The sequence below is a fragment of the Pseudomonas sp. AN3A02 genome, from assembly GCF_011765255.1.
Taxonomy (GTDB): Bacteria; Pseudomonadota; Gammaproteobacteria; order Pseudomonadales; family Pseudomonadaceae; genus Aquipseudomonas.
Window position 1 is genome coordinate 857,110 of record NZ_JAARNI010000001.1, and the last position, 16,722, is coordinate 873,831.

Consider the following 16,722-nt stretch of genomic DNA (forward strand, 5'->3'; position numbering starts at 1 on the left):
GGGTGCAACTTTTGTGGTGATTACACCTGTTGTGGCGAGGGAGCTTGCTCCCGCTGGGCTGCGCAGCGGCCCCAAAATCCTAGGGCCGCTTCGCGCCCCAGCGGGAGCAAGCTCCCTCGCCACAACAGCATCCTTGCCATAAGATCGAGGTCAGGGTTTCGGGATAAACAACTCCCGCGCCCCGTCCTCGCGCTCAATCACCTCCCCCGGCAATTTCAAGCGCTGGTCATCCAGGTAGCGATAGTCCTGTCGCGCCGCCGCCAGTTGCCCCAGGTCCAGTTCAACGCTGAACTGCCCTTCCTCGCGCCCGGCTTCGAACAGCAAGGTGCCAAACGGGTCCACCAATGCACTGCCACCGGCGAACATCAGGCCGTCATCGCCCTCTTCCACCCGGTTGACCATCAGCGCAAACGCCTGGTTTTCCTGGGCGCGGGCCATGATCGCGGTGCGGTGGGTGGGGCCGTACGGGTCCATGTTGCCGTTGGTGACGATCAACACTTCAGCGCCCAACTGCGCCAGGGCGCGGGCGGTTTCCGGGAATTCGATGTCGTAGCAGATCAACAGGCCCACGCGCACGCCGTTCCACTCGCAGGTGGCGTAGCGATCGCCCGGGGTGAACACGCCGCGGTCCGAGGCCCACAAGTGGGTCTTGCGATAACGCAGGGCGATGCCGTCCGGGGTGATCATCAAGGTGGTGTTATAGAACTGGCCGGCGTCGTTCTCGGCCATGCCGATGACAACCGCGATATTGCGCGCGCGCGCCGCCTGGATAATCGCCTGGACGGCGGGGCCTTCCACCGGCTCGGCCACATCGGCCACGGTGTCGGCGGTCGGGAAGCCCATCAGGTGGGTTTCCGGGAATACGACCAATTGGGTATCCGCCGCACACGCAGCAATTGCCGCCAACGCGCGCTCAAGGTTGTAAGCTGTGCCGTTATCGCGGCCTGCCAGCTGGGCAAATTCGACCTTCATGGTGATTCCTTGTTCTTTATCTGTGGCGCAGTATGCGCAGCCGCGAACACTCGGGAAATTACGCAGCCGGGTTAACCCTATGGGGGTAGATGCATGACATTGTCGCTGGAAGACATCGCCTGGCACCGTTCGGTGGGGCAAATGATAGACGCCCTGGACCAGCCGAATTTCTGGACGCAGCTGGTCCGGTTGCTGGACCAATATGTGCCGTTCGACAGTTGGGTGGTACTGCTGTTCAGCAGCGAGCACAAGCCCCTGGTGTTCGCCGAATGCCCGGGCCAGGACGGTGAGCCGGACCATCTGTTCCAGGATTACCTCAACGGTTTATACCTGCTCGACCCCTTCTACATCGCCAGCCGCGAGCACTCGCGCACCGGGCTGTTTCGCCTGGCAGAAGTGGCCCCGGAGCATTTCGAGCTGACCGAGTACTACCAGCGCTACTTCCGGTTGAACGTGGTGGCCGATGAAATCCAGTTCAATTGCCAGCAGCCGGACGGGCGAACCTTATGCCTGTCCCTGGGCTCCAAACAGCGCTTTGACCCGCAGCAGATTGCCCTGCTGTCGCTGATCCAGCCGTGGGTATTGAGCTTGCTGCGCCAACGCCTGCCCCATGAACTCAACCAGGTAAGCGCCCCGGAGCCGCCGATCCACAACGATGGCTGGGGCGCGCAACTCACCGCGCGGGAGCTGGATGTGGGCCGTTTGATGCTCAGTGGTTGCTCCAGCAAGGAAATCGCTCGTAAGCTGGAAATCTCTGTTGAAACCGTGAAAGTCCATAAAAAGCACATGTACAGCAAGCTAGGGATCAAATCCCAGTCGGAGCTGTTCTCGATTTTTCTGCAGGCGCAAAACGCCTGATCGAGCCCAGTAGAAGCGAGCTTGCTCGCGAAAAACGTCAATGCACCGCGGTCATCCAGACAACCCGCGCTATCGTTAACGACCTTCGCGAGCAAGCTTGCTGCTACAGGATAAAAACTAAGGAACCCTGTATGAGCCTGTCCTTGTTAAGCCGTTACGCGTTCTTTGCCGTCTGCGTCATTTTCACCCTCGCCAGCATGCCGTTTATCGAACACGAATGGCTGTGGCCGATCGCGATGGTCACCGGCATTCTCAGCCTGATCGGCATTTTCGACCTGCTGCAAAGCCCCCACGCGGTGCGCCGCAACTACCCGATCCTGGGCAATATCCGTTACCTGGTGGAAGGTATCCGTCCGGAAATCCGCCAATACCTGCTGGAATCCGACAGCGACGCCCTGCCCTTTTCCCGGGCCCAGCGCTCGCTGGTCTATTCCCGCGCCAAGAACGAAAGCGCCGACAAACCCTTCGGCACGCTGATCGACGTGTACCAGTCCGGCTTTGAGTTTATCGGCCACTCCATGCGCCCTGCGCCGTTGAGCGACCCCAGCGCGTTTCGCGTAATCGTCGGCGGCCCGCAGTGCACACAGCCGTACTCGGCCTCGGTGTTCAACATCTCGGCCATGAGCTTCGGCTCGTTGAGCGCCAACGCGATTCGCGCCCTCAACCAGGGTGCCAAGCTCGGCAATTTCGCCCACGACACTGGCGAAGGCAGCATCAGCCCGTATCACCGGGAAAACGGCGGCGACCTGACCTGGGAACTGGGCAGCGGCTACTTCGGTTGCCGCACCAGCGCCGGCCTTTTCGACCCGGAACGTTTCGCCGTGCAGGCGCAGAACCCGCAAGTGCGGATGATCGAAATCAAGATGAGCCAAGGCGCCAAACCGGGCCACGGCGGGATCCTGCCCAAGCACAAGGTCACCAAGGAAATCGCTGAGACCCGCGGCATCATGATGGGCGAAGACTGCATCTCGCCGTCGCGCCACAGTGCGTTTTCCACCCCGATCGAAATGATGCAGTTCATCGCCCAACTGCGAGAGCTGTCGGGCGGCAAACCGGTGGGCTTCAAGTTCTGCCTGGGCCACCCGTGGGAATTCATGGGCATCGCCAAGGCCATGCTCGAAACGGGCATCCTCCCGGACTTCATCGTGGTGGACGGCAAGGAAGGCGGCACCGGAGCCGCGCCCGTGGAGTTCACCGACCATATCGGCGTGCCGCTGCGCGAAGGCCTGCTGTTCGTGCACAACACCCTGGTGGGCTTGAACCTGCGGGACAAGATCAAACTCGGCGCCAGCGGCAAGATCGTCAGCGCGTTCGACATCGCCAGCGTTTTGGCCATCGGTGCCGACTGGGCCAACTCGGCGCGGGGTTTCATGTTCGCCATTGGCTGCATCCAGTCGCAAAGCTGCCACACCAACAAATGCCCGACCGGCGTGGCCACCCAGGACCCACTGCGCCAACGCGCACTGGTGGTGCCGGACAAGGCCCAGCGCGTGTTCAACTTCCACCGCAACACCCTGAAGGCACTGGCCGAAATGCTCGCCGCCGCCGGTCTCGATCACCCGTCGCAACTGTCGGCCAAGCACTTGGTGCGGCGCATGTCGGCCACCGAGATCAAGTTGTTCTCGCAGCTGCATGTGTTCCTCAAGCCAGGTGAGTTGCTCACCGGCGAAGTGAACGGCGAGTTTTATTCGCGCATGTGGCAGATGGCGCGGGCGGACAGTTTTGAGCCGAATGAAATAGCGGCGGCTTAATCCTTTTAACGGAACGATACGATGCTGAAAGTCATTGCCGAAGACTTCATCAAACCCGAACACCTCGACACCGTGCGCCCGTGGTACGCCGAACTGGTAGAGAAAACCCGCCAGGAACCGCTGTGCATTGCCTACGACCTGTTCGTCGACCAGAAAAACCCCGGGCACTTTATCTTTATCGAGCAATGGCCCGACCAGGCCGCGCTGGATGCGCACTGCCAGACGGAACACTTCACCCGTCTGGTGCCGCAGATCAACCAATATGAAGCCAAACCCTGCCGGGTTTTGCTGATGGACGCGTTCTAAACCATCCCCTTTCCCGCTGAACCGGACCACCGAACGGCATCGTTGAAACAAGGAGCTTCACCATGCCGTTACTGGATTTCACCGCCATCGCCACACAACTGCCGGACACCTGGAAATCCACCCGCCTGGGCCAGGTCGGCCCGGCGCGGATCAAGGTGTTGCGTATGGACGCGCAGGCCTATGAAGAAGAAACCCACGACTACAACGAAGGCCTATTGGTGATCGACGGCCGTTTGCGCCTGTCCATCGGCGAGGAGGCCATCGACGTCGGCGCCGGGCAGATGTACCTGGTGGAAGCCGGTATTGCCCACGCGGTGCTGCCTGGCAGCCACGGCACGCTGGTGATCATCGACGTTTAAACGAAGCGATGAGACATTCAGCAAAAAACTCAGCTTTGCAATTGCTTACAAATACCGCCAACCTGCGCCCGCCCGACGTACGGCTCGACTGAAGCCGTCGTCCACTTGTCATTACTAAACCCCTTGTTCAAGAGCCCGCTGCCATGTTGAACGGACGCGACCCGCGCATCGATTTTTTTCGGGGCCTGGCGTTGATCTTTATTTTCTGGGATCACGTGCCCCACAACCCTCTGGGCCAGATCACCCTGCGCAACTTCGGTTTCAGCGACGCGGCGGAAGTCTTCGTGTTCCTGGCCGGTTATGCAGCGGTGCTGGCCTACGGCAAGATCCTGCAGCGCGACGGTTATCTGATCGCCTGCGTGAAGATTTGGCGGCGCACCTGGGTGCTGTACGTGGTGCACATCTTCCTGCTGGCAATGCTGATGGGCATCGTGTTCTTCGCCAACAGCCATGTGGAAACCCGCGACCTCGTTGAAGAGATGGGCCTGACGCACTTCGTCACCCATCCCCAGCAAGCCCTGATGGATGAACTGCTGCTGCGCTTCAAGCCCAACCTGATGGACCCGCTGCCGCTGTACATCGTGCTGCTGGGCTGCCTGCCGCTGGTGTTGCCGTTACTCTTGCGCAAGACCTGGGCGGTGGTGGCTGTTTCGCTGGCGGTGTACTTGCTGGCCCCGCACCTGGGCTGGAACCTGGCGGCGATTGCCGACGGCGTGTGGTACTTCAATCCGGTGACCTGGCAGTTGCTGTTTGTACTGGGCGGCGCGGCGGCGATTCATGCCGGGCAACCACGTCCCGTCGAAACCCGACGCCTGCTGCGTCAGCCGTTGTTCGTCGCTGCGGCGGCATATGCGCTGGTGGCGGGGGTTCTCACGCTCTCGTGGCGCTGGCCGGAAATCCACGATGCGCTGATGCCGTCGGCACTCAGTGACCTGTTGTACCCCATCAGCAAAACCGACCTGTCGCCGGTGCGTCTGCTGCATTTTCTGGCCCTGGCCTATGTCACTGCCAAGCTGTTACCCGGCCACGCCTGGACGCAAAACTGGCTGGCGCAGCAAACCTGCCGCATGGGCCGCTACTCCCTGGAGGTGTTCTGCCTGGGGGTGCTGCTGGCACCGCTGGCGGACATGATCAATGCGATCACCGGCGATGCCTTCGCCATGCAAATCTTCACCGCATTGGTAGGCGCCGGGCTGATGGCGCTGCTGGGGGCCTGGCTGGATTTGAACAAACGGCTCACCCAACCGGCACCTCCCGCCACCGCCTGAAAAACAAAAAGCCCCGAAAGGGGCTTTTTGTTGAGCGCAGGACTATCAGCTCGCCGTACGTGCTGCCGCTTGGGTCGGCTGCAACTTGAACACGTAGAACAACACCGTCAGCATCACCAGGAACGCCGGGCCGACATACAGCGCCACGCGGGTATCCGGGAAGTACGCCATCAAGCCCACCACCAGCACCAGAAACGCCAGCGCCAGATACGAACTGACCGGGTACAGCCACATGCGGTATTTGAGGCCGTCACGTTCGGCCTGGGTCAGGCTCTTGCGGAACTTGAGCTGGGCCAGGAGGATCATCAGCCAGGTCCAGATCGCGCCGAAGGTGGCGATCGACGTCACCCAGACGAAGACTTTTTCCGGGACCATGTAGTTGAGCAGCACGCCCAGCAACAGCACGAAGATCGACAGCAGCAGCGCCTTGCGTGGCACGCCGTTGCTCGACGTGGTGCCGAATGTGGCCGGAGCCTGCCCGTTCTGCGCCAGGCTGTAGAGCATGCGCCCGGTGCTGAAGATGCCGCCGTTGCACGACGACAATGCCGCGGTGATCACCACGAAGTTGATGATGCCAGCGGCAGTCTTGATGCCGAGGCGCTCAAAGGTCATCACAAACGGGCTGCCCTGGGTGCCGATTTCGTTCCACGGGTAGATCGACAGAATCACGAACAGCGCACCGACGTAGAACAGCAGAATGCGCCAGAACACCGAACCGATGGCACTGGGGATAGTCTTCTGCGGGTTCTTCGCTTCACCGGCGGTGAGGCCGATCATCTCCACGCCCAGGTAGGCGAACATCACCATTTGCAGGGACATCAACACGCCTTGCACACCGTTGGGCATAAAGCCGCCGTGGGTCCACAGGTTGGAAATCCCCAGCGCCACGCCATCGTTGCCGAAACCGAAGGCAATGATGCCGATGCCGCCAATCACCATCGCAATGATGGTGACGATCTTGATCAGAGCGAACCAGAACTCGAACTCACCGAACGCCTTGACCGCGATCAGGTTGATGGTGCCCATGCTGACCAGCGCCGCGAGGGCCCAGATCCAGCGCGGCACATCGGGGAACCACACGCCCATGTAGACGGCGACGGCAGTGATTTCCGCGACACAGGTCACCAGCCACAGGAACCAGTAGTTCCAGCCGGTGAGAAAGCCTGCCAACGGGCCGAGGTAATCCTGAGCGTAGCGGCTGAAGGAGCCGGCCACCGGGTTATGCACAGCCATCTCGCCGAGGGCGCGCATGATCACCAGGATCGCCAGGCCGCCGATGATGTAGGACAGCATGATTGCCGGGCCGGCCATTTCAATGGCCTTGGCCGAACCGAGGAACAGGCCGACACCGATACAGGCGCCGAGGGCCATCAGGCGAATATGCCGTTCGCCAAGTTCGCGTTTCAGCGGACCGCCCTGAGCGGTCTCGCCTTGGGGCAGGTGATTGCCAGCGGGCATAGGGATACAACCTCGTCTTGTTATTGGATATGAGCCACCGAGTCCGGAGCGTCATGGCGGGTCTGCCATGGCGTGCCGTTTCCGGTTCACCTTTTGGGTAAAACGGTCTGGCCGGGCCAGATCAGCGGGGGTGCAGTATAAAAAGCTAAACCCAGGGGTTTTCACTCTATAAACAGCAAGATTCAGCGAGAACTCTCGGCAAAAGCGCCTTTGGCGGAGGAGCATTACCTGGTTAGCGTAGGAATCATCGCCACCAAACGGCGGCGAGTATTGCACGGTAATGGTGCAGCGTCATGCCCCTACCTTTGGCGGATTTACGGGTGGGGGGAGGCTCTAGCTCAGTGCTTCCTGCCTACCTAAGCCCATTGTGGCGAGGGAGCTTGCTCCCGCTGGGCTGCGCAGCAGACCCAAAACCTGAGCATGCGATTTATCAGTCAGACCGAGGCGGTTTTTTTGGGAGTGCTTCGCGCTCCAGCGGGAGCAAGCTCCCTTGCCACAGCAATCTCCCTCACCACAGCAATCCCCCTCACCACAGTGAGTTTCCAGGCACGGAAATACGTACTCAACAATTCTGGGATCAAAGCCTCTATCTGGCTGCTAGCGTCAATTCATCTGGAGCAACAAGGAATGCAATGGAATGCCAACACGCCCTCAATCCCATCGCCTGAGAACCGGCAGATTCAGCGAGCCCGGCAGGGCTTATCTGGTGACTGCGGTCGTACACAATCGTCATCCCCTGTTTGCCGACTTTCGTCTGGGTCGTCTGTTGGTAGCCGAGTTCAGGCGCGCACAAGAGCAAAAATGGGGGAACTCCATAGCCTGGGTCATCATGCCCGACCACTTTCATTGGCTGGTCCAGCTTGAGCAACGCAGCCTGCCCCAAATGATGCAGGCGGTTAAATCCCGCAGCACGCACACGATCAACCGGGCAAGGAATAGTACAGGCGCTTTTTGGCAGAACGGTTATCACGACAGGGGAATCAGGGACGGTGAAGACTTGCGCCACTTGGCTCGATACATCATCGCCAATCCCATCAGAGCGGGACTGGTTGAACGCGCCGGCGATTACCCTCTATGGGATGCCTGCTGGCTATGAGCCGGAATAGAAACCACTGTGGCGAGGGAGCTTGCTCCCGCTGGGCTGCGCAGCAGCCCCAAAGCCTGGGCATGCGGTTTATCAGTTAGACCGGGGTGGGTTCTTTTGGGAGTGCTTCGCACTCCAGCGGGAGCAAGCTCCCTCGCCACAGCAAGCCCCCTCACCACAGCAAGCTCCCTCGCCACAGCAAGCCCCCTCACCACAGCAAACCCCCTCGCCACAGCAAGCCCCCTCACCACAACAAACTCCCTCACCACAAAAACAACCTCACACTCACAATTCCCCTCCCACTCGCCCACCACCGTCTAAGCTTCAACCAAGTCCGATCAATCTGCGTAAATGGATCAATCGACTATGGGCGCTTTATGGCAAAACGCTTCGACCAAGGCTGCGGTCTCCACCGATAGCCCGGATGAACAGCCATTGCCACAAAGCCCTCACCGCCGCAGACGACTGTGGTGGCGGCTGTTCTGGCTGGTGCTGTTGATTGCGCTGATCGCTTTGAGCTTTGCGGCCCTGCGGGAAATGCGCACTTCAAGGTTGCAGGCCAAAACGTTCACGGACATCGCCTCGACCCTCACCTACCAAATGCACTCGGGCCCCAGCGATGCGCGGGTTTACCCAGGCGCCGGGCCCTTCGACAAGCGCCTTGGCTACAGCGCCCTCGGTGAGTTCCTGCCCCGCCTGATCAAGCGTGACTACCTGATCCAGGCTCAAGCGCGCTTCTCCCCCGACCTGATGGCCTACGCCCAGCGCGGCCTGTTCGTGCCCTACCCGGAAAAAATCCAGGCCGGCCTGACCATCACCGATTGCCGCGCCGCACCGCTGTATCAGTTCACGTATCCACAACAGTTCTACCCAAGCTTTGCGGCGATCCCGCCGGTGGTGGTCAGCAGCCTGCTGTTTATCGAAGACCGCGACCTGCTGGACCCGAAAAACCCTCAACTCAACCCGGCCGTGGATTGGCCGCGTTTCGCCAAGGCCGCCTGGTCCCAGGTGGCGAAGCTCTTGCACCTGCCCGGCCAGACCGCTGGCGGCAGTACCCTGGCGACTCAGCTGGAAAAATACCGCCACTCGCCCGACGGCCTGACCCTGTCCGGCGGCGAGAAAATCCGCCAGATGATTTCTGCCAGCGTGCGCGCGTATCAGGATGGCCCGCAAACCCTTGCCGCTCGCCAGGACATCGTGCGCGACTACCTCAACACCGTGCCCCTGTCGGCGGTACCCGGCCATGGCGAAGTGCACGGCATGGCCGAAGGCTTGCGCGTGTGGTACGGCGCCGACTTCAACCAGACAAACGCACTGCTCATCAGCACCGCCCCCCAACAACTGCCGCAAAAGGGCCTGGCGTTGCGCGAGGTGCTGTCGCTGATGATCGCCCAGCGCCGCCCGTCTCACTATTTGTCCAAGGGCCACAAGGAACTGGCAGACCTCACCGACAGCCACATCCGCCTGCTCGCACAAAACAACGTGATCGACCCGGCGCTGGCCAGCGCTGCCCTCGCCAGCAAAGTCACCTACCGTGACTGGCAGCAACAACCGACGATCCAGCCGATCGAAACCAACAAGGGCATCAGCGTCGCCCGCACGCGCTTGGCCGCTCTGCTCAACCAGCCGCTGTACGACCTCGACCGACTCGATCTCTCTGCCACGAGCACCTTGCAAGCCGACCTGCAAAGCCAGGCCAGCACTTACCTCAAGCAGCTCGCCGACCCCGCCTTTGCCGCGCAGATCGGTCTGCTAGGGCCCACGCTGCTGACGCCCGCCAGCACCGCTCAGGTTCGCTACAGTTTCAACCTCTACGAGATGACACCCGACGGCGCCCGCGTGCGCGTGCAAACCGACAGCACCGACCAGCCATTCGACATCAACGAAGGCAGCAAGCTGGAACTGGGTTCCACCGCCAAGCTGCGGGTGATGACCACCTACCTGCAAATCGTCAGCGAACTGCATGATAAATACGCTGCGACGCCTGCCGCCGAGCTGCGCAAAGTCCCGGTCGACGACACGGACCGCATCACCCGCTGGGCCCTCGACTACCTGGCCCAGAACAGCGACCGCAATCTGCCAGCCATGCTCGACGCAGCCCTCAATCGCCAATACTCGGCCAACACCGGCGAAGGTTTTTTCACCGGCGGCGGCATGCACCACTTTCACAACTTTCGCAGCCAGGACAACGGTCGCAATCCCACGTTGATCGAAGCCCTGCGCGAGTCGATCAACTTGCCGTTCATTCGCCTGATGCGCGACCTGGTGCGTTACACGACCTACCAAGGCCCGAACAACAGCGCCGAGTTGCTCAAGGACGACAACGACCCGCGCCGCCAGGAATACCTGGCCCAGTTTGCTGACCGCGAGGGCACCACATTCCTGCTCAAGTTCTGGAAAAAGTACCGCAACAAAGATACCCAGGCGCGCCTCGATACCTTCCTCGACGGCATGCACCCCACGGCTATTCGCCTGGCCGCCGTACACCGCTACCTGCTGCCCAACGCCAGTCAGGCGAGTTTCAACAGCTTCGTCCGCTCGCACTTGAGCAGCGTCAAAAGCACTGAAAAGCTCACCGACGAGCGCCTCGAAAAGCTCTACCAGAATTACGGACCCGGCGCCTACGACCTGCCTGACCAAGGCTATATCGCCAAGGTTCACCCGCTGGATCTGTGGCTGATGGGCTACCTGCTGAACAACCCCGACGCCACCTTCACCCAGGCCACCGCCGCCAGTGAACACGAGCGCCAGGAGGTTTACAGCTGGCTGTTCAAGAGCCGCCACAAGAGCGCCCGCGACAGCCGTATCCGCACCATGCTGGAGATCGAAGCGTTCCTCGATATCCACCAGCGCTGGCAAAAAGTCGGCTATCCCTTCGACCACCTGGTGCCGTCGCTCGCCACCGCCATCGGCAGCTCCGGCGATCGCCCGGCAGCGCTGGCAGAGCTGGTGGGGATCATCCTCAATGATGGCGTGCGCCAACCCACCCTGCGCATCGACAGCCTGCGTTTTGCCGCCGACACACCGTACGAAACCCGCTTGGTCAATGACCCCGATCGCGGCAAACGCGTGATGCCTTCCGAGGTCGCGACAGCACTCAAGGGCGCACTGTCCCAAGTGGTGGATGCGGGCACCGCACGGCGCGTGTCCGGCAGTTTCAAACTGGCTGACGGCACGCCGCTGGCCATGGGCGGCAAGACCGGTACAGGCGACAACCGGATCGAAGCCATCGGCGCCGGTGGGCGGATTCTCAGCTCCAAGGCGATCAACCGCACGGCGACCTTCGTGTTCTACATCGGCGAGCATCATTTCGGCACGTTGACCGCCTTCGTGCCGGGCGCTTCGGCCCAGGGTTTCAAGTTCACTTCGGCGTTGCCGGTGCAGGTACTCAAAGGCATGGCGCCGATTCTTACGCCCTATCTGCAACCGGGCAACAACAGTTTATGCAGCGTGCGCTGAAGGGGCTATCCATGCGCTTTTCACGTGCGGATTACTGAAGGATCCGCCGCCTTTTCCACCCACTTTTCAAACTTATCCGCAGCCGTGCCGGTGCATAGACTCAAGCCTTCTTTTTGAGCTCTACAGGTTGCCCCCATGGCCGATCTACCCGACCAGTCCCTGCACCACGCATTCATCCGGAACGCCTTGCCGAACTGGTTGAAAACCACCTCGCCACACCGACTTGCCGCCCTGAGGGCCGTCGCCGGCCAAGGTATTCGCCCTTACCCTCATGCCAGCGCCAGCCAGCATCTGGCACTCAAGCCCGCCATTGCCGAACACTGGCAACAGCACAATGAACTGGAGAAAAGATTCCAGCCGTTGACCGACGTGTACAGCTTCGCCGAGCCACTGCTGAAAAATGCCCTGATGCCTTACGGCGACATCAACGTCAACGCCACTTTCGTGCGCTTGTATGTGAACGCCAACGTCGGTTGGTGGGTGCATGATTTCAAGCAAGGCGTGCAAAGCAAGACCTTGTCGCTGCTGGACGCGGCGCTGGCCAACTTCGCCGCCTCGAACACGTTCGTCGACCACGCCTTCCTGTCCGCCGAAGACCCGCTCGGCCAACGCGACGTGCTGACACTGCGCCATGGAACGACCGGCGCGGTACTGACCGCCGGCCAGTTCAAGCAGATCTGCCGCACCCTGGACCTGGGTGCTCGCTACCAGGCCAGCATCAGGCAGGCGTTGGGGTTCGATAACCCTGCGTTGACCCAGGCTCTGCGGCTGCAGGTGGCTGCCAGTCAGAAAGCGGCTCTTTTGACGGCAGCCCACCTGGCCCTGATCAACCGTGATATCGACACCGATGCCCACGGCGCCGTGCTCGACCTGATCGCCGATCGCACCGCGCTGCTGGAGGGCCTACCCCTTGAATGCCATTCCCTGAGCCTGATGAATACGGCATTGACCGGTGTCCTGCTGCTGTTCGTCCCTCAGCGGGACCGGCCTGTCGGACAGGTCGTGGTGTACATCCCCGAAGACCCCGAACACCCCTTGAAGCAATACCCTTCGCCCGACGCCTTCCTCAGCCACCTCACCCAAAAGCTACGAGACAAACAGCGCTACCAGACCTTCTTCAGCCGGTTCATCGCTCACGCCGAGCGCGGTGCGTTTTTTACCGGCCTCGATACCCGCTTGAGCCATGTGCGCTGGCACCAAACTGCACACACCGACCCACGCCCCAGCTGGCGCGAAACCCCGATTAGCCAGCCCAACCTGCAATTCAGTGTGCAGGCCATCGGCGACGATCAGGTCAATCGCTCTGCGCTGGCGAGTGACAACGACCTGTGGAGTTACCAATACCGCACCCGGCTGAACAAGATCGTCAACGACGCACGCGACATCGCCGTACCCACCGCCACCGCCGACCGCCACGCGCGATGGGCCTGGTGGGACAACCTGGAGAACATGCTCTCGGACATCTTCAATGCCGCCTTGCTGGTGTTCACCCCGTTCGTGCCACTGCTGGGTGAGGCGATGCTCGCCTATAGCCTTTACCAGATCACCGACGAGGTATTCGAAGGCATCGTCGACTGGGCGCAGGGCCGTGGGATCGAGGCTGCCGAGCAGGTGGTCGGGGTGGCTGACAGTGTGATTCAGTTCGCCCTGTTTGGGGCCGCCAGCCAATTGGGCAAACGCCTCAGCCCCTTCATCGAAGGGCTGCGCCGGGTGCAACGCGCCGATGGCAGCACCCGCCTGTGGCACCCGGACCTTGCGCCCTACGCCCTGAAAAACCTCGACTCGCCACCTGCCGCCACGGGCTTGCACAACCATCAAGGTAAGCAGTTGCTCGCACTGGACGGCGCGCATTTCGAGGTACAACAAGACCCCGACACCCGCGACCATCGCATCCTCCACCCGCAACGCCCCGACGCCTATCAACCCCAGGTGCGCTTCAACGGCGACGGCGCCTTTGTGCATGAGACCGAACAGCCCCGCACCTGGGACAGCATCACCCTGATGCGCCGCCTGGGGCCACGCACCGAAGCGTTCAACGATCATGACCTGGAGCGCATCCGTCGGATCAGCGGCACCGACGAAGACGTGTTGCGCGGTGTCTACGTGCAGAACCGACCGACCCCACCGTTGCTCGACGCCACCCTCAACCGCTACGAGGCGCACCGGGCCGCCGTTGAGACCGTACAGACCCTGCGCAGCGGCGCGCCGTTGCCTCTGGACGCAACGTCGGCCTGGTTCGAGCAGACCATCACCGAACTGCCGGGCTGGCCCAAGGACAAGGCACTGCAAGTGTTCGTGCGCTCGGACCTGACAGGCGATTCGCGCAAGTACGCCAACCCTGACGCCCCACCGGCAGACACCTTGCAAATCAGCGTCGCCGACGTAATGTCCGGCCGGTTGCCAGAGCGTGTACTGGGTTTTCTTGATGAGGCATCGATCAACCCGCTAGTGGGACGCGAAACGCCATCGGCGCAACGGCTCCAGGCGCTGCGCGATCAACTGGCGGACTATGTGGCCACCCAGACCCACGACGTCACCGGCTACATTTATCAAATACGCGAGCAAACCACAGACCCGCGCATACGCCAGTTACGCGAGCACATCGCGCCCCTGGACTTGCCGCTGGCGCGAGCGCTGGTCGAGGGCTACGCGTCGGGTCTGGAACGGCGCCAGCACGCCCGTGAATTGAGCTTCGCCCAGAACACCACTCACGCCTACGCCGGCTTTTTCTCACCGTGGCCTGTGACCGAAGGCACCGAACGGCTGGTGCTCAACACCCTCAAGCGCCACAGTGATGGCTTCGGTGACCTGTACCTGCAAATCCGCGAGCAGACGCCGGAAGGTAGCGTGCGGTGTGAAGCTGGGCCGGTCGATGCGAGCCGTCGCCGGGTGCTGGTGAGGAAAAACAGCGGCGATTACGAGTTGTTCGACCAAGCCAGCCAGCGCCTGCACGGCCCAGACAGCCTGTACGAATGCCTGTTGCGGGCACTCTCCGACGATCAGCACAGCGTGCTCGGCTTCCGACCAGGCCAGGGTGCCGGGCTCAAACACTGGCTGATGGAAACCCTGGAGCCGCAGGCCGAACGCCGCCTGGCCCTGGCACAACCGCCGCTGCGCAGTATCGCCGACCGCCAGACCAACGCTTTGCTGGGCGGGCCCACCTATAGCCGTTTGCGCCGCTCGCATCAGGCCATGGCCAATGTCCATACCCGAGAGGTGCTGGAACACCTGTTCCCGACGCTGGACGAGGCTCGTCGTGAGCGCTTCATCAATGACATCGGCCTCGGCGAGATCAACGACACTCTCAACCGCCTGGTGACCGAGCGACATGCCCTGCAAACAGAACTGGAAAGCTGGAAGCGGGTACCCAGTGCCTACCCCAAAAACAGCCTGATAGCCCGTGAAGAAAGAAGCCACAAGCACATCATCAGTCAGAGGCTCTACCGCTGTTGGGAAGATCGGCTTGCCGAACACGCCGATGACTGGGGCCAGGTACAAAACGGCGCCAGTCTGGACCTCGGCGGGCTGCAGCTGCCCGGCGAATTGCCGCGCCTTCAGAGCGGGTTCGAACACGTGACGCGCCTGGACCTGGCGCACAGCGAACTGCGTGATCACCACGGGCAGTTCTTGCAAGCATTCCCGTCATTGCGCTCCCTGGACATCAGCAACAATCACCTCACCCAACTCCCGGAAGCCGTCAGCACCATGCGTTTCATGCGCCACCTGAATCTGGGGCAAAACCAGATCGGCTTGCTGCCCGGCGATCAGATACGCCTGAAAAACCTGCGGCACCTGCGCAGCCTTAACCTGCACCACAACCCTTTGCAGGCCGTACCGGACTTGTCAAAAATGCCGCACTTGGAGCGGGTGTTCCTGGACCGCACGCCGATCACAATCTGGCCACGTGGGTTGTTTGCCCATCCGCGCAGCGCCGAGTTTGTGCTGGACCTGAGCCACACGCAGATCGACCACCTGCCGGAGTTTGCGCCCGGCAGCGACGAGGCCCTGACCATCGCCCGAACACGTCTGGACCGCAATAACCTGCGCAACGATCAACGCCAGCTGTATGAGCAATACCGAATGGCTGCCGGGCTGGACCCCAACCGCGCGTATGAACCCAAAGGTGAGGCCGCCCCCTGGCTGGAGCTGATCGAGGAACCCCAGCGCCAGGCCCATCAGCAGCTTTGGGATGAGGTCGAGCACGAACATGGCTCCCAGGGCTTGTTCGAGATTATCAAGGCGCTGGAGCCCCCGGAGTTCATTCAAACCGCCGAGGACGATCAAGCCTATGCGGCCAACCAGTTGCAACTGAGCCAGCACGTGTGGCGCCTGCTGCGGGCCGTGCACGCCGACAGCGAGTTACGTGACAAGCTGTTTAAGATGTCGAGCTTCCCTGGGTTGTGTGCCGATGGCAGCGCACAAATTTTCAACGACATGGGCATCGAAGTGCTGGCCAACGAAGCCGAGCGCTACGCGCTGTCGGCCAGCGAACGTGAAGGCAAACTGGTGACCCTGGCAAAGGGCAGCGCACGCTTGCGGCACTTGAATAAGGTAGCCGCGCAAGACATCGCGCACCGCCTGTTGCCGGTGAAGGATGGCGGCCTCGGCTTGCGCCTGCGCGCGCAGTTAGAGGATGGCTTGCCGGGCGAAGTCGACGACGTGGAAATCTACCTGAGTTACCAGACCACCCTGGCTTCGCGCCTGGATTTGCCGTGGCTGGCCGACCACATGCTGTACCGCATCACTGGCGACGTGCATCCGGCCCAGATCGAGCAGGCGTTCACCACGGTGCTCGAACTGGGTGAGGGCGACGGCCTGGTGAACCAGATGCTGCTGGAACCCTATTGGGAGCAATACCTGCACGACCGCCACCCGCAGGCGATGGAGGCTAATGCCCGACACTTCGACGAGCAGTGCGCACGCCTGGATGAACTGCAGGAAGCCCAGGCCAATGGCTTGCCCGACGAGCAGAAGGAAGCATTGAGGCTCACGCTGAAGGGCCTCGCCGATGCCCTGGATGTGCCGCCCGAGCGGGTATTTACCGGGCGGCCAATGGCAGACGAAACCTACAACCTGTTGCTCAATGAACTGGGCTACCGCGAGAAGCAATGGATGCGTGAGTTGACCCGCGAGGCTCTGGAACGACATGGCAAAGAGCGCAACCGCGTCCCGATCGAAGGCTGACATCCACACCCTGAAACGGGTGT

General features: G+C 61.5%; 10 protein-coding genes. 8 read left to right on the forward strand and 2 right to left on the reverse strand.

The features are described from left to right. Positions 1-150: 150 nt before the first annotated feature. Positions 151-972 carry a carbon-nitrogen hydrolase family protein gene (locus tag HBJ59_RS04070; protein WP_167662829.1) on the reverse strand — a complete coding sequence of 274 codons (822 nt, stop codon included), beginning with the start codon at positions 970-972 and terminating at the stop codon, positions 151-153. Positions 973-1,065: 93 nt separating this feature from the next. Here HBJ59_RS04070 and HBJ59_RS04075 point away from each other — a divergent pair, with 93 nt between their 5' ends. From HBJ59_RS04075 to HBJ59_RS04095, 5 genes are all read left to right on the forward strand, one after another. Further along, positions 1,066-1,830, forward strand: a complete 765-nt coding sequence (locus tag HBJ59_RS04075; RefSeq protein WP_076015624.1) for a LuxR C-terminal-related transcriptional regulator — start codon at positions 1,066-1,068, stop codon at positions 1,828-1,830. A gap of 131 nt (positions 1,831-1,961) precedes the next feature. Beyond that, on the forward strand, positions 1,962-3,581 hold the full coding sequence (locus tag HBJ59_RS04080) for an FMN-binding glutamate synthase family protein (protein WP_076015625.1): 1,620 nt from the start codon (positions 1,962-1,964) through the stop codon (positions 3,579-3,581). A gap of 21 nt (positions 3,582-3,602) precedes the next feature. Further along, a complete protein-coding gene (locus HBJ59_RS04085; protein WP_167662830.1) occupies positions 3,603-3,887 on the forward strand; it encodes a putative quinol monooxygenase in 285 nt (94 codons plus the stop codon). A gap of 62 nt (positions 3,888-3,949) precedes the next feature. Continuing rightward, complete coding sequence (locus tag HBJ59_RS04090) at positions 3,950-4,246, forward strand: cupin domain-containing protein (protein WP_076015627.1); 297 nt, start codon at positions 3,950-3,952, stop codon at positions 4,244-4,246. Positions 4,247-4,389: 143 nt separating this feature from the next. After that, positions 4,390-5,514: an OpgC family protein gene (locus tag HBJ59_RS04095; protein ID WP_076015628.1), complete on the forward strand. Its 1,125-nt coding sequence runs from the start codon at positions 4,390-4,392 to the stop codon at positions 5,512-5,514. A 45-nt stretch (positions 5,515-5,559) separates the two neighbouring features. Here HBJ59_RS04095 and HBJ59_RS04100 read toward each other — a convergent pair whose 3' ends face one another. Continuing rightward, positions 5,560-6,972, reverse strand: a complete 1,413-nt coding sequence (locus HBJ59_RS04100) for an amino acid permease (RefSeq protein ID WP_167662831.1) — start codon at positions 6,970-6,972, stop codon at positions 5,560-5,562. A gap of 637 nt (positions 6,973-7,609) precedes the next feature. Between HBJ59_RS04100 and HBJ59_RS04105 the strand changes: the two genes are divergently transcribed. The 3 genes from HBJ59_RS04105 (at position 7,610) to HBJ59_RS04115 (ending at position 16,699) form a co-directional block, all read left to right on the forward strand. Beyond that, positions 7,610-8,068: a transposase gene (locus HBJ59_RS04105; RefSeq protein ID WP_076015630.1), complete on the forward strand. Its 459-nt coding sequence runs from the start codon at positions 7,610-7,612 to the stop codon at positions 8,066-8,068. A 354-nt stretch (positions 8,069-8,422) separates the two neighbouring features. Then, complete coding sequence (locus HBJ59_RS04110; protein ID WP_167662832.1) at positions 8,423-11,515, forward strand: transglycosylase domain-containing protein; 3,093 nt, start codon at positions 8,423-8,425, stop codon at positions 11,513-11,515. A 135-nt stretch (positions 11,516-11,650) separates the two neighbouring features. Continuing rightward, positions 11,651-16,699, forward strand: a complete 5,049-nt coding sequence (locus HBJ59_RS04115) for an NEL-type E3 ubiquitin ligase domain-containing protein (RefSeq protein ID WP_167662833.1) — start codon at positions 11,651-11,653, stop codon at positions 16,697-16,699. Positions 16,700-16,722: the final 23 nt, after the last annotated feature.